The following is an 18790-nucleotide window of genomic DNA, read 5'->3' on the forward strand; positions in this document are numbered from 1 at the left end:
GGGGTACGGCGGTGGGGCGTACGGCGGGTGGGGCGTGCCTCCGCTGAACGTGTCGGCGCCTCAGAAGATCTGAATGGACGTGATGTTCGGCGGCCGGGTGGGGTAGGTCACGATGTTCCAGCGGCTGATCTTGACGGTGGAGCCGTTGGCGTCGTTCATCTGGATGTCGTTGTTCCCGGTGGAGATCTTGTCCACCCAGGCGCCGGCTCCGAGACTCATGGTTCCCGCGTTGGCGGCGCAGTATTCGAAGGGCCCGTTGGGGCCGACAATGATCGGACGGCTGTAGTGGCCCCAGATGTGCAACAAGTCGTCACTGGTGCAAGGCGTCTGGTTCATGGCGTGCGCGGCGTTCACCGGAGTCGCGACGGCGAGGCCCGCGGTCAGTAACGCTACGGCTAACAGGTTCCGGGTGGTCTTCCTGGCGGTGGGCACGATGTGACATCTCCCTGAGGGGTCGGGCACGCTGCGTGAGCCGGGGTTCATCCCGAACGGTGAGGCAACTGCCCTGTCGGGCGGGCAGTCGGCCCTTGTGCGCTTCAATCCTGGCTCAGCGCTGTGTCGGCCAGGAACGGCACGTGATGTTCTTTGCCTTCCCTTTATATGGGTCCGGTGGAGCGGGGCCGTGGGGTGTACGGCGGGTGGTCCCAGGTGGGCGTGGGGGTGTCCGGGAGGGCCGACAGCGGTTCCGGGGGGACCGGCGTGACACCATCTCTCCGTGCTCGACATCGGCTATGCCCTCTCCCAGCGGTTCCCGGACCCACCGCAGACCGACTACCGGCGCGCGGACGCGCACGCGCTGCGGCACGACCTGTTCTGCGGGGACGTCTATCTCGCGGACACCGAGACCGACCGGGAGCTGTCCACAGCCTGGGGATGGGTGCCGGTGCTGGACTTCGCGTGGGCGCTGTGCGACATCGTCGAGCAACTGGACCGGGACCCGATGGGCTCCCGGGCCGCCCGGCCGCAGCGGGCCGAGCTGGACTTCACCGAGTCCACCGACCGGATGCTGTTCGAGCGCCGCTTCGGCTGGGTCGACATCACCTCCGACTGGACCCCGGCCGAGGAGCCCCCGCTCTCCTTCTCCCACGCCGAACTGCGCCGGGAGGCCCGGGACTTCCTGCACGACCTGCTGGCGGACCTCACCGACATGCACGAGGACCTGGCGGAGAACCCGGTGATCTGGACCCTCCAGGCCCGCTTCCCCCGGGTGCCGTAGGGCGCCGGACATGAGAGCGCCCCCTCCGGCTCACGGCATCCGGAGGGGGCGCGTTGGAACGTGCCGCTACTTGTCTCCGTACTCCTTGCCGGAGTCATCGTGGTCGTCCGGGGCTCCGCAGCCTGTGCCGGAGTCGCCGTAGCCACCGGAGTGTCCGTAGCCGTCGTCGTCGCCGTAGCCGTGGTGGCCGGGCTCGCAGCGGCGGTTGCCGAGCCGGACGGTGATGCCGTCCTCTGCGTTGTCCTCGGTCAGCTCGTGCGGACCGCTGACCGGGTCGTCGGGCAGTCGGTAGCCGTCGGGCACGGCGACCTCGCGCACGTAGTACTCGCCGAGCGGGAGGTCGTCGAAGGTGCAGGTGCCCCGGGCGTCGGTGGAGCAGCGCTGACCGATGCGGGTGTCGGCGTCGGTGCCGGAGGTCTGGAGGCCGGGAGTTCCGTTGGTCTCCTTCCACAGCTCGAAGACCGCGCCCGCGAGGGGCTTGCCGTTCTGGGCATCGGTCTTCTTGATCTTGAGGGTGCCCTCTGTGTCCGGTTCCTCGGCCCGGATGTTCACGGCGGTGGTCTGTACGCCGTCGTCGGCGTTGGCCTCGGTCAGGACGAGGGGGCCGAAGACGTTGGGGTTGGGGAGGTCGTAGCCGTTGGGGGCTGCGGTCTCGCGCCAGTAGTAGGTGCCGGGTGTGACCGTTCGCGTGCAGAGGCCGGCTGTGCCGGTGGTGCAGGTGCCGCCGACCTGGGTGTCGGGGTTGGCGCCGCCGGTCTGGAGGCCGGGGATGTTGTTGGTCTCCTTCCACAGCTGGAACACGGCGCCGGCGAGGGGTCGGCCGGTCTGGGCGTCGATCTTGTCGACGCGGACTTCGCCGGTGGTCGGTTGGGGTTCGTCGGTCCGGGTGTTCGCGGCGGTGGTCTGTACGCCGTCGTCGGCGTTGGCCTCGGTGAGGGTCAGGGGGCCGAAGACGTTGGGGTTGGGGAGGTCGTAGCCGTTGGGGGCTGCGGTCTCGCGCCAGTAGTAGGTGCCGGGTGTGACGGTCCGTGTGCACTGGCCGGCTGTGCCGGTGGTGCAGGTGCCGCCGACCTGGGTGTCGGGGTTGGCGCCGCCGGTTTGGAGGCCGGGGGTGTTGTTGGTCTCCTTCCACAGCTGGAACACGGCGTCGGCGAGGGGTCGGCCGGTCTGGGCGTCGATCTTGTTGACGCGGACTTCGCCGGTGGTCGGCTGGGGTTCGTCGGTCCGGGTGTTCGCGGCGGTGGTCTGTACGCCGTCGTCGGCGTTGGCCTCGGTGAGGGTCAGGGGGCCGAAGACGTTGGGGTTGGGGAGGTCGTAGCCGTCGGGGGCCGCGGTCTCGCGCCAGTAGTACGTGCCCGGCTCCACCGTCCGCGCGCACACGCCGTCCGTGCCGGTGGTGCAGGTGCCGCCGACGCGGGTGTCGGGGTCGAGCCCACCGGTCTGGAGGCCGGGGGTGCCGTTGGTCTCCTCCCACAGCTCGAACACCGCGCCCTCCAGCGGTGCTCCGGTCTCGGCGTCGGTCTTGTCGACGCGGACTTCGCCGGTGACCGGCTGGGGTTCTTCGGTGGGGGTGTTCGCGGCGGTGATCTGCACGCCGTCGTCGGCGTTGGCCTCGGTCAGAACCAGGGGGCCGAAGACGTTCGGGTCGGGGAGGTCGTAGCCGTCGGGGGCCGCCGTTTCGCGCCAGTAGTACGTGCCGGTCTCCACCGTCCGTACGCACAGGCCGTTCGCGCCGGTGGTGCACACACCGCCGACCTGGCTGTCGGGGGTGGCGCCGCCGGTCTGGAGGCCCGGGATGCCGTTGGTCTCCTCCCACAGCTCGAACTTGGCGCCCGCGAGGGGATCACCGGTCTCGGCGTCGGTCTTCTCGACGCGGACCTCGCCGGTGACCGGCTGGGGTTCCTCGGTGCGGGTGTTCGCGGCGGTGGTCTGTACGCCGTCGTCGGCGTTGGCCTCTGTGAGGGTCAGGGGGCCGAAGACGTTGGGGTTGGGGAGGTCGTAGCCGTCGGGGGCCGCGGTCTCGCGCCAGTAGTACGTGCCGGTCTCCACCGTCCGGGCGCAGAGGCCGTCCGTGCCGGTGGTGCAGGTGTCACCGACGCGGGTGTCGGGGTCGGCGCCGGAGGTCTGGAGGCCGGGCGTGCCGTTCGTCTCCTCCCACAGCTCGAATTCGGCGCCCGCGAGCGGGTCTCCGGTCTCGGCGTCGGTCTTCTCGACGCGGACCTCGCCGGTGACCGGCTGCGGCTCGCCGCCGCAGTCCGGCAGGTCGCCGTTGAACGGGTACGAGTGGAACTCGACGCCCGTCTGGGCGCTGGTGTGGGTGAGCGAACCGGTGGTGAGGAAGCGGCCGTCCATCCCGGGCAGCGACACCGTGGTCATGGACGCCTGCTGACCGACCAGGACACTGCCCTGGAACTGGCCCGTGCCGGTCAGGTTCACCGAGGTGGCGTCGGGGAAGTTCCACAGCAGGCGTTCGCGGTAGGCGTTGAACGGGTCGGTCGCGTCGTCGATGCCGCCGCTGTAGGTGTTGATGACCCGGTTGGCGCCGACGATGTTGACCAGGATCGTCGCGTCGTCCGGGATGTTCGCGAAGGCGATCCCCTGCTGGCCCCCGCCGGGCCCGGTGAGGTCGAAGTCGACGTTGAACACCTGGAGCGCGGAGGTGCCGTCGCCTGTGAACAGCGTCTGGTAGCCCTGGTTCACCGCCGTACCGGTGGCCGGCCGGGGCGTCCCGTCCACGCGGGCGTAGCACTGGCTCGCGGCGGTCAGCTGGTCGCGCAGCGGCAGGTACGGCTGTGCGGCGTCCGGGTCGTGGACGAGGGTGCCCTCCACCGTGCCGGTCACCGTGCCGCCGTACCGGACGACCCCGCCCTCGGCGAGCAGCCGCTGGCCGGGGGCGACGGTGATGTCGCCGCCGGTGGTCAGGAAGTCCGCGCCGTCGGGCGGTGGCACCCGCGAGCCGACGCCGACGATGCCGACGTTGTAGACGGAGCTGCCCCCGGTGTCCTTGGCCATGTCGAAGTCGTCCAGGACGACGATCCGGCCCTCCGCCTCGGCGGCCCTGCCCCGGACGAGGAAGTCGTTGCCGACGAAGATGTTGATGCCGTTGTCCCGGCCCGCGAAGGGGCCGTTGTTGATGCCCGGGAACGGGTCCGGGCAGTCCCCCGGGACGCAGGGGCCGAGCCCGCCCGGCAGCGGGGCGGCCTGGGCCTGGCCGGCTCCCACACCGAGGATCAGGGTGGGGGCCAGGCCCGCCACGAGTGCGCAGGCGAGACCGGCCCGGCCCAGTCCGGACCGGAGAGCCGCCACACGGTTTCCGATGGAATGCATGCCCCATAGGCTTCGCCGACGGGACCGGCGCGGCGGGGACGACATTCCCGGGCCGGGCGGCTGTCACGCGGACGGCCCGCACACGTTCGGCCCGTCCGACGCGACAGGCGTACCAAGCGGGTGTATTCAGACGCTCTGGTCGGCGGCGTACGCGAGGAAGGAGGTCCAGGTGCCGGTGGTGAAGTTCAGTACGGCGCCGTCGGCGTTCTTGGAGTCGCGGACGGGGACGACGTCGTGGGTGGGGGCGAGGTTGGTGGCGACCTCGATGCACTGGCCGCCGTTGCCGCTGTAGGAGGACTTGAACCAGCGGGGGGCCTCGGTCGTCATGGGGTGCCCTTTCGTGCCGGTCTGGTGGGGGCGCGCGCCTCCTCCCACTACAGCGGAAGGAGGAGGCGGTAGCGAGCGGGGTTTCAGACGCTCTGGTCGGCGGCGTACGCGAGGAAGGAGGTCCAGGTATCGGCGGTGAAGTGCAGTACGGCGCCGTCGGTGTTCTTGGAGTCACGGACGGGGACCACGTTGTGGGCGGCGACGAGGTTGGTGGCGACCTCGATGCAGACGCCGCCGTTATCGCTGTAGGAGGACTTGAACCAGCGGGGGGACTCGGTTGTCACGGGGTGCCCTTTCCTGCCTCTTTGATCACGGCCACCGATGCAGCCTGGGGCAGAGCATCGGCCTGCAACTGATGGTAGCCCGCCAACAGCGGGATTACGGCTGCCGATTCGCGCTCCAAGTGGCCTCGCATCTGCGATTCCGCGTACGCGATCACGGACAGGTCCGGCATCGTCAGCAGGTAGACAGGCAGGTTGAACGGGCGACGCTCACCCATGCCGAAGGGTGCGATCTGGAGCACGGTGTTCGGCAGCTCGGCGAACCCCTCCAACCGGTCGAGCTGGGCCCTCATGACCTTGGTACCGCCGACCTGTCTGCGGATGCAGCTCTCATCCATCACCACCAGTATCGAGGGGATGCGGCCGCGTTCCAGATCCGCCTGCCGTTCCGCCAGAGACGAGAGTCTTTCCTCCGCCTGTTGGGGGGTGATGGTGCCTCGTCGCACGGCACTCTCCGCCAAGACGCGCGCGTACTCCGGTGTTTGGAGCAGGCCGGGGATGACCCCGATTTCGTACAGCCGGATTTCCGCTGCCCTGGCCTCGCACTTGATGTACTCGGGGGTGCCCTCCAGCAGGCTGCCGTGCTGGATCTGCCGATACTCGCGCTCGAACGAGTCTGCGGTGCCTGTGAGGTCGAATGCTCTGTCCGCGCTACGCGAAAAGCGAAGGGTCGGAGGTTTCCGACCAGTTTCGACGGCCGAAATATGCACGCTGGAATATTCCGTCAGGACGGCCAGGTCGTCCTGGGTCCAGCCACGGGCCTCCCGCAGGCTGCGCAGACGCGCGCCGAACGCTGCCTGCGGCGACGCCTCGGGGTTCAACTCCTTGCGATTCAACAGCCGTTCACCAACCTTCCCTTCCCTGCCAACACGTTGAACGGTTCCCAGGTTCAGTCCCATGCTGAACCCGTCCGGTAGTCGCAGTGCTACGGAGAGGAGCATTCGTGCCCGAAAGACTGAACGAACCGGCACAAGTTGACGGCGAGAAGAGCCTCGGAATCCGGCAGACGCTAGAAGTCGGGGAGATCACCTTCGCCCTGGACGCGGTGCTGGCGCAGGCCGGTATCAGGCTTCCGCAGTTCCACACCCGGCTGTCACCCGCCGAGAACCGCCGCTGGGTGGTCCGGCTCGGTGACTGCAACGTCGTTCAGGCCCGCGACCTCCTCGATCTCCTGAAGGACGGGCTGTCCCTCCGCGAGCGGCACCCGGAGGAGGCGGTCAATGGAACATCCGCCTAGGACAGTCAGGGCGCGGGCCCACCTGGAGAAGGCCATCATGCGGGCCGGCGCCATCGTGGACGTGCTGATCGACCCCGCGGGCGGCTTCCTGGCCGTCCAGTGCATCGGGATCGAGGCGGCCGAAGAACTCGCGCTCACCATCGAGGCCGGTGTGCAGGCAAGGGTGGTCAGGGGATGACCTTCCGCTGCACCAGCACCTGCGAAATCAAGGATCACACCTTCCGGTTGGCCCAACGACTGCCCTGCGCCGACCACGGTGAAGTCGACTGGGCTTTCCTGGACGACCTCCGGTGTGTGCTGGGTGAAGAAGAACACGAGTTCCATGCCACGTGGCTGCGAAGCGGCTCGGAGCTCGAGAAGGACGTGTACCTGTGCTGGCGCGATGACCCGGGAACGCAGTGGATCGTCGATGCCGAGGTCTGCCTGAAGACCAAAACGCCCCTGGGATCGTCCTGCACGATCTACAAGGGCCATCCCGGGAAGTGCGAGTGGGATCACGCGGACCTCGAAGCGCCGGCGCGATCGGCGGGCGAGTTCCCCGACGACGGTCTCGTCCGCCCATGAAGAAGACCCCCCAAAGGCGACTTGGGGGGTCTTCGGATGTGTGCCTACCGTCAGACGTTGACGCCGAAGTCCTGGGCGATGCCGACCAGGCCCGAGGCGTAGCCCTGGCCGACCGCGCGGAACTTCCACTCCGCGCCGTTGCGGTACAGCTCGCCGAAGATCATGGCCGTCTCGGTGGCCGCGTCCTCGGACAGGTCGTAGCGCGCGATCTCGGCGCCGCCGGCCTGGTTGACGATGCGGATGTAGGCGTTGCGGACCTGGCCGAAGTTCTGGCCGCGGTTCTCGGCGTCGTAGATGGACACCGGGAAGACGATCTTGTCGACGTCGGCCGGGAGCGCGGCCAGGTCGACGTTGATCGCCTCGTCGTCGCCGGCGCCCTCGCCCGTGCGGTTGTCACCCGTGTGGACGATCGAGTTGTCCGGGGTCTGCTTGTTGTTGAAGAACACGAAGTGGGCGTCCGAGTAGACCTTGCCCTGCGTGTTCACCGCGATGGCGGAGGCGTCCAGGTCGAAGTCCGTGCCGGTGGTGGTGCGGACGTCCCAGCCGAGGCCCACGGTGACGGCGGTCAGGCCCGGAGCCTCCTTGGTGAGCGAGACGTTGCCACCCTTGGACAGGCTTACAGCCATGTTGGGAGTCCCTTCCTTGGATACCCGTGCGTATGTGCGCACATCTGTGCCGACGGAGCTATGCCGACGAAGCTACCGTCACCCGGGACAACGACGCGGGGTGTCCCCTGGGTTCCGGATCGCTTTACCTTTTTTACCGAGCCCCGAGCAGGGCGCTCCCGGCGGGGTGGACCGGGGGCCGGAAATCCAGGTGACGTGCGCCGGGCCGGACCGGGAACATGGAGGGCATGTCCGGGCCCTATCTCATCCGTGGTTCGGTCTCGCTGCCCGAGGCCGAGCTGATGTGGCGTTTCTCCAGGTCGTCCGGGCCCGGCGGGCAGCACGTCAACACCAGTGACTCGCAGGTGGAGCTGCGCTTCGACCTCGCGCGCACCGAGGCGCTCCCGCCCGTGTGGAAGGAGCGGGCGCTGCACCGGCTGGCCGGCCGCCTCGTGGACGGGGTGGTGACCGTACGGGCCTCCGAGCACCGCTCGCAGTGGCGCAACCGGGAGGCCGCCGCCGTACGCCTCGCCGCGCTCCTCGCCGAGGCCACCGCGCCCCCGCCCAAGCCCCGCAAGCCCACCCGTATCCCGCGTGGCATCAACGAACGCCGGCTGCGGGAGAAGAAGCAGCGCTCGGAGACGAAGCGGGGCCGGTCGGGCCGCGAGTGGGGGTAGCGGGCGGGCCGCTGTCACATCCGCGGCCGCTCCGTCGTCAGAGTCGGTGACAGCACCGAGGACCACGACGGAAGAGGCCCGACCCGCCATGACGACCGACAACGACTTTCTCGCCGAGCGGTTCGAGGCGTACCGGGGGCACCTGGGGGCCGTCGCCTACCGGATGCTCGGCTCCGCCGCCGAGGCCGAGGACGCCGTCCAGGAGGCGTGGGTCCGGCTGAGCCGGTCCGACACGGAGGCGGTGACCAACCTCGGGGGCTGGCTGACGACCGTGGTCGGCCGGGTCTGCCTCGACATGCTGCGCTCCCGCCGCTCGCGGGGCGAGGAGCCGCTGGAGAGCCGGCTGCCGGCGCCGTCCGAGGAGCCGGACCCCGCGCAGCGCGCCCTGCTCGCCGACTCGGTGGGGCTCGCCCTGCTGGTCGTCCTGGACACGCTCTCGCCCGCCGAGCGGCTGGCGTTCGTGCTGCACGACATGTTCGGCGTGCCGTTCGAGGAGATCGCCGGCATCCTCGGGCGTACCCCGGCCTCGGCGCGGCAGCTCGCCAGCCGGGCCCGGCGCCGGGTGCGGGGGGTCGAGGCGCCGGAGGCCGACCTGGCCCGGCAGCGGCGGGTGGTGGACGCCTTCCTGGCCGCCGCGCGGGACGGCGACTTCGAGGGGCTGCTCGCGGTGCTCGACCCGGATGTGGTGGCCCGCTCGGAGTCCGGTGTCAACAGCGGTGCGGCGCGGGTCGCCGCGGGCGCGGCGAGCTTCGCCCACCTGGCGCGGCTCGCGCGGCCCGCGCTGATCGACGGCGCGACGGGCCTGGCCCTGTTCGCCGACGGCCGCGTGACGCAGGTCCTGACCTTCACCTTCGTCGCCGACCGCATCACGGAGATCGACATCATCACCGACCCGTCCCGCCTGGCGGAACTGACGGTGGAGGAGGCGTAGCCCCTGGGCCGGTGTTGGGGGGCGGTTCGGGGCGGAGGCCGGTCCCGGCGATGGCCCGCCCCGCCGGGACCGGCCATGGGCGGGTACGGCTCGGCGAGGGCCTGTCCCGGCCGGGGATGCGGCTTGGCGGGGGCCGGTCGGCTGGGGGTACGGCACGGCGTGAGCCCGGTTGGGCTGAGGGCCTGGTTGGGCTGGGGTCCGGCTTGGCGCGGGTCCGATTGGGCGGCTTGGCTGGGGTCTGGTTGGGCTGGGGTCCGGCTTGGCTGGGGTCTGGTTGGGCTGGGGTCCGGCTTGGCTGGGGTCTGGTTGGGCTGGGGTCCGGCTTGGCGGGTCCGGTCGGCCGGCGGTGTGGCGCGGCGTGGGCCGCCGGTTCCGGCGGAAACCCCGCGCAGCCGGGTCGGACCGGCCGGATTTGGTCCAGCCGAGCAGGCCAGGCCCGGTCACGTCCAGCCGAGGCCGGCCCGGTCACGTTTCCCTCCGCCAGGAACCGCCCGGCGGGCGCCCGTTCACAGCTCCAGTACCCCCACCACCTGGTCCCCGTCCGTCTCCCCGGTCGTGCGGAAGCCCAGGCGGGTGTAGAAGTCGCCGGGGCCGTGCGGGCCGGGGTGCCAGCTGGCGTACAGGTGGGTGCCGCCGCGGCGGCGGATCTCGGTGGCCACCGCGTCCACGGCGAACCGGCCGTAGCCCCGGCCCTGTTCGCCCGCCGCGATGTTCAGCCGCCACAGCCCGGAGCGGTACAGGCTGCCGTCGCCGTGCCAGTCGATGCCGAAGTAGGCCATCAGGAAGCCGACCGCCCGGCCGTCGTCGGTGATCAGCCGGGGCCAGGCGACGCCGTCCGGGTGGACGTACGCCTCGGCGAGCGACCGCACCACCGGTGCGACGGCGTGCTCCTGGTCGGGGCGGACGCGCAGGGCGACGGCGGTCTCGAAGTTCCGTGGGGTCACCACTTCCAGGCGAGGTGTCATCGGCGCACCGTAGGCACGCCGGCCCCGCCGTGGCCACGGAATTTCCCGGCTCAGCCCAGCTGCCGGTAGCGGCCGCGGAAGTACAGCAGCGGGCCGCCCTCGGCGCTGGGCACGCGCGCGGTGAGGACGCGGCCGATGACCAGGGTGTGGTCCCCGGCGGCCACCCGCTGCTCGGTGCGGCACTCCAGGGTGGCCAGCGCGCCCCCGACCAGCGGGGCGCCGGTGACCTCGCCACGGCGGTAGGGGATGTCCTCGAAGAGCAGCCGGTCGCTGATCCGGCCCTTCATGGCGAAGCGGCCCGCGATGTGCCGCTGGCTCTCGGCGAGGACCGACACCGCCCACAGCGGCTGTTCGGCGAGCAGGTCGTCCATGCGGGCGCCCTCGCGCAGGCTGACCATGACCAGCGGCGGGTCGAGGGAGACCGACAGGAACGCGGTGGCGGTCATGCCGACGTCCTCCACCCCCGGTGCGTGGGGGTCGTCCGGGTCCAGCGGCGGTTCCTGCGCGGTGACCAGGACCACGCCCGCGGCCAGCCGGGACATCGCGGCCCGGAACTCGTCGTTGCTCACCCCCTCAGCATGCCCGGAAGGCAGGGGGGTGGTGGGGGAGGGAGTCTTCAGCACGCCGGAAACGCTAGTCTTCGCCCGGTGCGGCCGGCATCGGGCCCTGGCCCGAGCCGGGTCCTAGGTCGCGAGGACCAGCGGCGCGTTCGCCGCGTGCATGATGTGAACGGGCGCGCACCGTGTGTCTTCGGGAATCACACGGGGCAAACGCAGAAACTGCACTCAATTGTTCACGTTTCCTTGTGACTTGAGTCACAAGAGGCGGGAATTGTTGACCCTGTGTACCGAGTGGGCAGCGCGCTGTGATTCAGTGGCGGGGAGCCGCAAGGACAACGCGCACAGCATGACGAAGAGCCACCGCTGACCACGCGGGAGAAGCGCCGAAGGCAACCCTTGATTCGCTGCGAGGTCTCGGGGGGAGGGCGAGCATGGAGACCGAGTCGGAGCCGTATGTCCGTCTTGCGTCCCTGCGACAGCTGCACCAGGTCATGGCCGACATCAACACGGCACGCAACCTGGCGGACACACTGCAGACCGTCGCCGACGGCGCCGTCAACGCCCTCGGCTACGAGATGGCGGCCGTCAACATGGTCCGCCCCGACGGCGACCTGGTGGTCGCCGCCTTCTCCGGCAACCCCGCCGCCGAGGCCCTGATCACCGGCCGGGTCGGCTCCCGCGAGTCCTGGGAGCGGCGCCTGACCATGGGCGAACGCTGGGGCGACCTGATCTTCATACCGCACACCGAGGGCTGGGTCCTGGACGACGACGACGTCCCCCAGTGGTTCACCGACGGCCCCGAGCCGCGCTTCGAGGACGAGTGGCACCCCTCGGACCGGCTCTTCGCGCCCATGTACACCCCCGGCGTCCAGGGCGGCGCCTGCGGCGAGCTGCTCGGCGTCATATCCGTCGACCGGCCGCGCAACGGCCGCCGACCCGGCGCCTGGGGCCGCGAGGCCCTCCAGATGTACGCCTTCCAGGCCGCCATCGCGATCAGCAACGCCCGCCTGCGCTCCAACATGCAGCGCGCCCTGATCCGTCTGGAGCGCGAGCAGCAGGCCCTGCGCGCCAGCGAGGAGTCCTTCCGACAGGCGTTCGAATATGCTCCCTCCGGCATGGCCATCGCCGAGATGGGCGGCGACCAGCACGGCCGCATCCTGCGCACCAACGACGCGCTGTGCCGGCTGCTCGGCCGCCCCGCCTCCGCGATGCGCCGCTACTCCTTCGCCGACCTCGTCCACCCCGAGGACATCGGCACCCTGCTGCGCACCTCCGCCGAGGGCGGGCGCGCCGAACTCCGCCTGGGCCGCCGCGACGGCAGCTACGTCTGGGTGTCGCTGCGCAACAGCGTGGTCGCGGACGCCGCCGACGGGCCGCGCTTCCTGCTCACCCACGTGGAGGACATAGAGGAGCGCAAGCGGCGCGAACTCCAGCTCGCGCACCGCGCCTCCCACGACTCGCTGACCGGCCTGCCGAACTCCGCCGAGCTGCGCTCGCGCCTGTCGGCCCGGCTCTGCCGGCGCCCCGCCCACGCCGGCGCCCCGGACTCCCTGGACGCGGCCTACGGCCACCCCGCCCACGACATCCCGGCCGCCCACGGCTTCGACTTCGCACCGGGCGCCGAGGCGTACGACGCCTACGACCACCATGTGCACACCGTCGCCCCCGAGGACGGCCGCGACGACGGCGCCAAGGGCCTCGCGGTCCTCTTCTGCGACCTCGACGGCTTCAAGTCGATCAACGACCGGTTCGGGCACAACGCGGGCGACGCGGTCCTCATCGAGGTCGCCCGGCGGCTGAGCAACGGGGTCCGCGACGGGGACACGGTGGCCCGGCTCGGCGGCGACGAGTTCGTGATCCTCGCCGACGGCCTCGGCCGGGCCGACGCCCAGGACCTCGCCGTACGGCTGCGCAACGAGATCATCCAGCCGATCCGGGCCGAGGGCCGGTCCGTCCGGGTGGGCGCGAGCTTCGGCATCGGCTGGGCGCACTGCGGCATGACGGCGGACGAGGTGCTGAAGTCCGCCGACGAGCGGATGTACGTAGAGAAACGATCTCGTCCCAAACAGCATCGCCGCGCGGGATGAACCGCAGGTCAGCGGGTTGACGCGATCCCGGTCACCCGTTTGGGGGACGGAGAGCGGGTAGGCTCGCCATTCCAACCCGTACCCCATCCGCACGCACCTGTTGAGGAGTACCAAGGGATGACGCCCGGCGACAACGGCGCGAGCACGCCCGAGGACGACGACCCGTTCGGCTACCTGTACGCAGACGGCCAGGCCCGGGGAGCCCAGCCGCCGTCCGGCGGCGGTTACGGCTACCCGAACTCGGTCAGCAGGGTGCGCGCGGTCGGCGAGCGCCGGTACGGCCAGCAGCCGGGGCCCTACGGCCAGCAGCCGCAGGGCACGTACGGCCAGGGCGTTCCGCAGCAGGGTGCCTACGGCCAGCCGAACGCCCACTACCAGGCCCCGGAGACGCTGCCCGGCGGCGCGCCCCCGGCCGGCCACCGGACCGCGCCGCCCGCGCCCGGCCGCCGCGGCCCGAACACCAAGGGCCTGCTGATCGGCGCGATAGCCGTGGTCGCCGCGGTCGTCATCGGCATCGGCGTCGCGATGATCAACGGCAACACCGACGACGACGAGTCCGGCAACCAGGCCACCGCCGCCCCCACCCAGTCCCAGAGCCAGTCCCCGAGCCCGACGGGCAGCAGCTCGCCCACGGCCGGTGAACTGCCGAAGACCGACGCCGCGAGCGGCTCGGTCCAGCTGTCCGGCGGCGCGGCCGCGGCCTCGGACGTCCAGGGCGCGCAGGCGGCCGGCGGCACCTACGTGGGCGGCCTGAACACGGCGGGCGCGTCGGTGACCTGGACGGTCGACAACATCCCCGAGGCGGGCGCGTACACCATCTTCACGCGGTACAGCGTGACCGGTGAGGACCAGTCGATGACGGTGTCCGTCAACGGCAAGGAGTTCGGCAGCAAGATCGGGTTCCGCAACTGGCGCAGTGCCCCCGACGGCGACTTCGCCAAGGGCTGGACGCACTCCTATGTGTGGCCCACCCTCGACAAGGGCCGCAACACCATCTCGATCTCCTGCCAGCCCGGCGACAAGTGCAACGTCCTGCTGGACCAGATGTGGATCAAGAAGGGCCGCGTCACCAGCTAGAACCGGTCAGGTCGCCGGCCGGCTAGGCCGCGCTGGCCGCCCCCGTGACCCGGACCCGGCCGAGGAGTTCCGCGTACGCGGCGTGGTCGAACTCGCCCGCCGCCGGGGCCCGTACCGTCGCCGCCGACAGGGCTGCCGCGCGGGCCAGGCGGTCCGGCCAGGGGAGGCGGTCCACCAGGCCGGAGAGCAGGCCCGCCACCGCCGAGTCGCCGGCGCCCGTGGGGTTGCCGCGGACGGGGGCGGGCGGGGCGGCGCGCCAGTGGCCCTCCGGGGTGACGGCGAGCAGGCCGTCCGCGCCGAGGGAGGCGACCACCGCGTGCGCCCCGCGCCGGCGGGCGTCCTGGGTGGCGCGCAACGGTTCGTGGGAGCCGGTGAGTTCGGCGAGTTCCCCGGCGTTCGGCTTGATGATGTCCGGCCGGGCGGCGACCCCCCGGCGCAGCGCCTCCCCGCTGGTGTCCAGCAGTACCGGCACACCGGCGGAGCGGGCCGCGCGGACCAGGCCCGCGTACGCCCCCACCGGCACCCCCGGCGGCAGACTCCCGCACAGCGCCACCGCCTCGGCGCCCGGCAGCAGCTCCTGGTACCGGCCGAGGAAGGCCGCCCACTCGGCCGGGGAGATCTGCGGGCCCGGCTCGTTCAGCTGGGTGGTGTCACCGGTGCGCTCGTCCACCACCGCGACCGTGCGCCGGGTCGCCCCGGAGACCGGCACCAGCGCGTCCACCAGGGCACCGGGCGCGTCCGCGCCCCCCTGCTCCCGCGCCACGGGGGCCGTCGGCGCCGGTGCCAGCATCGCGCGCAGGACCGCGCCGGTGTGGCCGCCCGCGAAGCCGGTGACCGTCACGTCGTGGCCGAGCGCGGCCAGCACCCGGGCCACGTTCACGCCCTTGCCGCCGGGGCGTTCGGCGACCTCCGAGACGCGGTGGGTGGCGTGCGGCCGCAGCGACCGTACGCGGTAGGTGATGTCGAGAGCGGTGTTCAGTGTGACCGTGAGGATCACCCGGGCCGACCTCCCTCGAAGTCCCTGCGATGTCTTGGGTGTCCGGGGCCTCGATCATGCCAAAGAGACGGCCACCGGCCCAGTGCGCGGACCGGCCACCGTCTCCTCGACGGGGTTACGGATCAGGGCAGTTGGGGCGCTACCACCCATTCGCCCCGCCGCATGACGCCCTTCAGCGCGAAGTCCGCGTCCAGCAGGACCAGGTCCGCGTCCTTGCCGGGCTCCAGCGAGCCGATCCGGTCGTCCAGGCCGAGCAGGCGCGCCGGGTTGGCCGACAGCGCGGTCACCACGTCCTCCACCGGCAGCTTGTCGACGGTCACCGCGCGCCGGAACGCCCGGTCCAGGGTGAGCGTGGAGCCCGCGATCGAGCCGCCCTCCACCAGCCGGGCCACGCCCTCGCTGACCTCGACCTCCAGCGGACCGAGCAGATAGCGGCCGTCGGCGCTGCCGGCCGCGTCCATCGCGTCGGTGATGAACGCGACCCGCTCCGCGCCCGCGTGCCGGAACGCCAGTTCCAGGGCCGCCGGGTGCAGATGGACGCCGTCGTTGATCAGCTCGACGGTGACCCGCTCGTCCTGGAGCAGCGCGGCGATCGGTCCGGGCGCGCGGTGGTTCAGCGCGGGCATGGCGTTGAAGAGGTGGGTGGCGACGGTGGCGCCCGCGTCGATGGCCTCGGCCGTCTGCTCGTAGCTGGCGTCCGTGTGCCCGATCGCCGCGATCACCCCGTGCTCGGCGAGCAGCCGCACCGAGTCGATGCCGCCGGGCAGTTCGGTGGCGAGGGTGACCATCTTCGCGTGGCCGCGCGCCGCGTCGATCAGCTTGCGGACCTCGGCCGGGTCCGGGTCGCGCAGCAGCGACTCGGAGTGCGCGCCCTTGCGGCACGGCGAGATGAACGGGCCCTCGAAGTGGATGCCCGCGATCTCGCCCTGCTCGGCCAGCTCGCTCAGCAGCCCGGCCTGGCGGACCAGCAGGTCCATCTCGTCGGTGACGGTGGAGGCGACCAGCGTGGTGGTGCCGTGCAGCCGGTGGGTGCGCACGGCCGTCATGGCCTGCTCCGCCGTACCCGCGAAGGACGCGCCGCCGCCGCCGTGGTTGTGGATGTCCACGAAGCCGGGGACCAGCCAGTGCCCGGTGACGTCGACGACCTCGGCGCCGGCCGGTGCCGAGGCGGCGATGCGGGTGCCGTCGATCGCCAGCCGGCCGTTCTCCACGGTCCCGGTGGGCAGCACCACGTGCGCGCCGGTGAGCACCTGCGGCGTCGTCGTGGCGGAGCGCGCAGTTCCCCGCGCCCCTCTCGGGGCGCCGTCCGGGGCCGGAGTTTCCCGCTCGGTTGCCATCAGGTGCTTACCTCCGGAGTCGTAGGAGTGATCGTCAGCAGATCGCGGGCCAGCAGCCCCGCGCCCAGGCAGCCGGCGCTGTCGCCGAGGGCGGCGGGGACGAGGGCGGGTGCCTTCTGGAAGGTGATCCGGCGCCGGACGGCCTCCCGCAGCGGCCGGAACAACACTTCCCCCGCCTCGGCCAGCCCGCCACCGATGATCAGCGTGCGCGGGTCCAGCAGGGTGACGGCGGTGAGCAGTCCGTCGGCGAGCGCGTCCACCGCCTCCTGCCAGACCCGGACGGCGTTCGGGTCACCGGACGCGACGGCCCGCGCGCAGTCCGCGGCGTCCGCGTCCGGGTCGCCGCAGGCAGCCGCCCAGGCCGCGCCGACGGCGGCGGCGGAGGCGTACCGCTCCAGGCAGCCGCGCTGCCCGCAGGGACAGTCGGTGCCGCCGGGCCGTACGACGATGTGGCCGATCTCGCCCGCGAAGCCGTGCGCGCCGGCCTCCACCCGCCCGCCGATGCCGATCGCGCCGGCGATCCCGGTGCCCAGCGCCAGGAACAGGAACCGGTCCGTGCCCCGGCCCGCGCCGATCCGGCCCTCGGCGAGGCCGCCGGTGCGCACGTCGTGCCCGAGGGCGACCGGCATCCCGAGCCGGTCGGCGAGCAGCGAGCGCAGGGGTACGTCCCGCCAGCCGAGGTTGGCGGAGTAGACGGCGGTGCCGTCCCGCTCGTCGACGATGCCGGGGACGGCGATGCCGGCCGCGCCGGCCGGTTCGCCGTAACTGCCGACGCCGTGGGCGCGCAGCTCGGTGGCGAAGTCGAGGATGCCCGCCACGACCGCCTCGGGGCCGTGCTCCCGGCCGGTGGAGCGGCGGGCGCGGTGCAGCAGCGTGCCGTCGGCGCCGACGAGGGCGGCCTTGATCCCGGTACCGCCCACGTCCAGGGCGATGACATGTCTCACCACGGGGCTAGTGTGACCCTCCCACCCGCGAGAGGTCTAGTCCACTCACGTGGTGTAGACCTTATGTGTCCATATGTTGAACGGTCAGACGGCAGGGTTGGGGCTTTGAGGGTGCGTCGGGGTACGGCAGGAACGATCGCGGTGGCGTCCGCACTGGGCATGGCGGCGGTCCTCGGCGGCTGCGGGAGCACGGGGTCCTCCGACGTCACGCTCAGACTGGTCGCCGCGGACTACGGCGACTCGCCGGCCCACAGCTCCAAGAAGTACTGGGACGACCTGGTCAAGGACTACGAGTCCACGCACCCGGACGTGAAGGTCGAGGTCAGCGTCTACTCCTGGAACGACGTCGACCGCAAGGTCAAGGAGATGGTCGACGCCGGGCACGCCCCCGACCTGGCCCAGATCGGCGCCTACGCCGACTACGCAGCCGCCGGCAAGCTCTACCCGGCCTCGGAGCTGCTCTCCATCCGCACCCAGGCCAACTTCCTCTCCCAGCTCTCCGACGCCGGCGAGTGGAAGTTCACCCAGTACGGCATCCCGTTCGCCGCCTCCACCCGCGTGCTCTTCTACAACAAGACCCTGTTCGCCAAGGCCGGCATCACCCCGCCCACCACCTGGGCCGAGCTGGCCGCCGACGCCGCGGCGCTCAAGGACAAGGGCGTGAAGTACCCCTTCGCGCTGCCGCTCGGCCCGGAGGAGGCGCAGGCCGAGACCATGCAGTGGCTGCTCGCCGGCGGCAACGGCGGCAGCGGCTACACCGACGACATCGGCACCTACACCATCGACTCCGCCACCAACGTCTCCACCTTCACCTGGCTCAAGGACGACCTGGTCGGCAAGGGCCTCACCGGCCCGGTCGCCCCCGGCAAGCTGAACCGCGCCGACGCCTTCGCCGCCTTCGCCGACGGCCAGGTCGGCATGCTCAACGGCCACCCCACGCTGATCCAGCAGGCCGCCGCGAAGGGCGTGAAGTTCGGCACCGTGCCGACGCCGGGCCGCACCGGCAAGGCCAGGGCCTCCATGGGCGTCACCGACTGGATGATGGCCTTCAAGAACGGTCACCGCGACCAGGTCGGCGACTTCCTCGACTTCGTCTACAACGACAAGAACGTCCTCGACTTCTCCCGCACCTACGGGCTGCTGCCGGTCACCAGCTCCGCCTCCAACGCCATGAGCACGTCGAACGACGCGGCCGACAAGGCCCTGCGCCCCTTCCTGGAAGAGCTGCCCAGCACCGAGCTCTACCCGGTCGGCAAGACCTCCTGGGCGGCGGTCAGCGCGGCCGTGAAGCAGAACATAGGCCAGGCCGTCGCCCCGAACGGCAGCCCCAACGGCGTGCTGACCCGGATCCAGGCGACGGCCACGGCGGCCGACAGCACCACCGCGAACTGAGCACCGCCTCCCCGCCGGCCGCTACGGTGGCCGGCATGGAACTGGGCAGCCGCGAAAAAGCCATCCTCGCGCTGGAGCGCCGGGCCTTTCCCGGGCCCGGCGCGAAGGAACGCGCCATCCGCGAGGAACTGGACCTCTCCCCGGTGCGCTACTACCAGCTGCTCAACGCCCTCCTGGACGACGAGCGCGCCCTGGCCCACGACCCGGTCACGGTCAACCGCCTGCGCCGGATCCGGGAGGCCCGGCGGGCGGAGCGCTGACCCGGG

At 71.6% G+C, this 18790-nt stretch carries 21 protein-coding genes; 10 read left to right on the forward strand and 11 right to left on the reverse strand.

Annotated elements, in window-relative coordinates:
* Window positions 1-60 precede the first annotated feature (60 nt).
* Window positions 61-432, reverse strand: coding sequence for a beta/gamma crystallin domain-containing protein (locus IE251_RS05975; RefSeq protein WP_051815512.1), 372 nt, complete (start codon window positions 430-432; stop codon window positions 61-63).
* 283 nt (window positions 433-715) lie between these two features.
* On the opposite strand from IE251_RS05975, the gene IE251_RS05980 reads away from it, so the two are divergent.
* Complete coding sequence (locus IE251_RS05980) at window positions 716-1216, forward strand: hypothetical protein (RefSeq protein WP_189751845.1); 501 nt, start codon at window positions 716-718, stop codon at window positions 1214-1216.
* A 66-nt stretch (window positions 1217-1282) separates the two neighbouring features.
* On the opposite strand, the gene IE251_RS05985 is transcribed toward IE251_RS05980, so the two are convergent.
* The 4 genes from IE251_RS05985 to IE251_RS06000 form a co-directional block, all read right to left on the reverse strand.
* Entirely contained in the window at window positions 1283-4543 is a 3261-nt protein-coding gene (locus IE251_RS05985; protein ID WP_189751846.1) for a SpaA isopeptide-forming pilin-related protein, read from the reverse strand.
* Window positions 4544-4669: 126 nt separating this feature from the next.
* Window positions 4670-4870, reverse strand: a complete 201-nt coding sequence (locus tag IE251_RS05990) for a DUF397 domain-containing protein (RefSeq protein ID WP_189751847.1) — start codon at window positions 4868-4870, stop codon at window positions 4670-4672.
* Between the two features lie 83 nt (window positions 4871-4953).
* Window positions 4954-5154: a DUF397 domain-containing protein gene (locus IE251_RS05995; protein WP_189751848.1), complete on the reverse strand. Its 201-nt coding sequence runs from the start codon at window positions 5152-5154 to the stop codon at window positions 4954-4956.
* Entirely contained in the window at window positions 5151-5987 is an 837-nt protein-coding gene (locus tag IE251_RS06000) for a helix-turn-helix domain-containing protein (RefSeq protein WP_189752155.1), read from the reverse strand. The genes IE251_RS05995 and IE251_RS06000 overlap by 4 nt, the downstream gene beginning before the upstream one ends.
* A 107-nt stretch (window positions 5988-6094) precedes the next feature.
* On the opposite strand from IE251_RS06000, the gene IE251_RS06005 reads away from it, so the two are divergent.
* From IE251_RS06005 to IE251_RS06015, 3 genes are read left to right on the forward strand one after another with little or no spacing between them, the layout of a single operon-like run.
* The gene (locus IE251_RS06005; RefSeq protein WP_189751849.1) at window positions 6095-6388 is read left to right on the forward strand and encodes a hypothetical protein; all 294 of its coding nucleotides are present in this window, start codon (window positions 6095-6097) and stop codon (window positions 6386-6388) included.
* Entirely contained in the window at window positions 6372-6566 is a 195-nt protein-coding gene (locus IE251_RS06010) for a hypothetical protein (protein ID WP_189751850.1), read from the forward strand. The genes IE251_RS06005 and IE251_RS06010 overlap by 17 nt, the downstream gene beginning before the upstream one ends.
* Window positions 6563-6952, forward strand: a complete 390-nt coding sequence (locus IE251_RS06015; protein WP_189751851.1) for a hypothetical protein — start codon at window positions 6563-6565, stop codon at window positions 6950-6952. The genes IE251_RS06010 and IE251_RS06015 overlap by 4 nt, the downstream gene beginning before the upstream one ends.
* A gap of 50 nt (window positions 6953-7002) precedes the next feature.
* Here the strand turns inward: IE251_RS06015 and IE251_RS06020 are convergent, their stop codons facing one another.
* Window positions 7003-7578 (reverse strand): TerD family protein, encoded by a 576-nt coding sequence (locus IE251_RS06020; protein ID WP_030779593.1) that lies wholly within the window; start codon window positions 7576-7578, stop codon window positions 7003-7005.
* A 218-nt stretch (window positions 7579-7796) separates the two neighbouring features.
* Here IE251_RS06020 and arfB point away from each other — a divergent pair, with 218 nt between their 5' ends.
* Both arfB and IE251_RS06030 read left to right on the forward strand, forming a co-directional pair.
* A complete protein-coding gene (arfB, locus tag IE251_RS06025; RefSeq protein WP_030612215.1) occupies window positions 7797-8234 on the forward strand; it encodes an alternative ribosome rescue aminoacyl-tRNA hydrolase ArfB in 438 nt (145 codons plus the stop codon).
* Between the two features lie 88 nt (window positions 8235-8322).
* Window positions 8323-9165 carry a sigma-70 family RNA polymerase sigma factor gene (locus tag IE251_RS06030; RefSeq protein ID WP_189751852.1) on the forward strand — a complete coding sequence of 281 codons (843 nt, stop codon included), beginning with the start codon at window positions 8323-8325 and terminating at the stop codon, window positions 9163-9165.
* Window positions 9166-9671: 506 nt separating this feature from the next.
* Here IE251_RS06030 and IE251_RS06035 read toward each other — a convergent pair.
* Both IE251_RS06035 and IE251_RS06040 read right to left on the reverse strand, forming a co-directional pair.
* Window positions 9672-10130: a GNAT family N-acetyltransferase gene (locus IE251_RS06035; RefSeq protein ID WP_189751853.1), complete on the reverse strand. Its 459-nt coding sequence runs from the start codon at window positions 10128-10130 to the stop codon at window positions 9672-9674.
* A gap of 50 nt (window positions 10131-10180) precedes the next feature.
* The gene (locus IE251_RS06040; RefSeq protein WP_249459147.1) at window positions 10181-10672 is read right to left on the reverse strand and encodes a flavin reductase family protein; all 492 of its coding nucleotides are present in this window, start codon (window positions 10670-10672) and stop codon (window positions 10181-10183) included.
* A 449-nt stretch (window positions 10673-11121) separates the two neighbouring features.
* Between IE251_RS06040 and cdgB the strand changes: the two genes are divergently transcribed.
* Together cdgB and IE251_RS06050 are read left to right on the forward strand one after the other, a co-directional pair.
* Window positions 11122-12777 carry a diguanylate cyclase CdgB gene (gene cdgB, locus IE251_RS06045; protein ID WP_189751855.1) on the forward strand — a complete coding sequence of 552 codons (1656 nt, stop codon included), beginning with the start codon at window positions 11122-11124 and terminating at the stop codon, window positions 12775-12777.
* Between the two features lie 117 nt (window positions 12778-12894).
* Entirely contained in the window at window positions 12895-13854 is a 960-nt protein-coding gene (locus tag IE251_RS06050) for a carbohydrate-binding protein (protein ID WP_189751856.1), read from the forward strand.
* A 22-nt stretch (window positions 13855-13876) separates the two neighbouring features.
* Here the strand turns inward: IE251_RS06050 and IE251_RS06055 are convergent, their stop codons facing one another.
* The 3 genes from IE251_RS06055 to IE251_RS06065 all read right to left on the reverse strand — a co-directional run bounded on the left by IE251_RS06055 (window position 13877) and on the right by IE251_RS06065 (window position 17132).
* Complete coding sequence (locus IE251_RS06055; RefSeq protein ID WP_189751857.1) at window positions 13877-14851, reverse strand: 1-phosphofructokinase family hexose kinase; 975 nt, start codon at window positions 14849-14851, stop codon at window positions 13877-13879.
* Between the two features lie 122 nt (window positions 14852-14973).
* Window positions 14974-16101, reverse strand: a complete 1128-nt coding sequence (gene nagA / locus IE251_RS06060) for an N-acetylglucosamine-6-phosphate deacetylase (RefSeq protein WP_189752156.1) — start codon at window positions 16099-16101, stop codon at window positions 14974-14976.
* A gap of 86 nt (window positions 16102-16187) precedes the next feature.
* Window positions 16188-17132, reverse strand: a complete 945-nt coding sequence (locus IE251_RS06065) for an ROK family protein (protein WP_189752157.1) — start codon at window positions 17130-17132, stop codon at window positions 16188-16190.
* 63 nt (window positions 17133-17195) lie between these two features.
* Between IE251_RS06065 and IE251_RS06070 the strand changes: the two genes are divergently transcribed.
* Together IE251_RS06070 and IE251_RS06075 are read left to right on the forward strand one after the other, a co-directional pair.
* A complete protein-coding gene (locus IE251_RS06070; RefSeq protein WP_189751858.1) occupies window positions 17196-18524 on the forward strand; it encodes an ABC transporter substrate-binding protein in 1329 nt (442 codons plus the stop codon).
* A 35-nt stretch (window positions 18525-18559) separates the two neighbouring features.
* On the forward strand, window positions 18560-18784 hold the full coding sequence (locus tag IE251_RS06075; RefSeq protein ID WP_030779566.1) for a DUF3263 domain-containing protein: 225 nt from the start codon (window positions 18560-18562) through the stop codon (window positions 18782-18784).
* Window positions 18785-18790 lie beyond the last annotated feature (6 nt).

The sequence above is a fragment of the Streptomyces eurythermus genome (assembly GCF_014649115.1).
GTDB lineage: Bacteria > Actinomycetota > Actinomycetes > Streptomycetales > Streptomycetaceae > Streptomyces > Streptomyces eurythermus.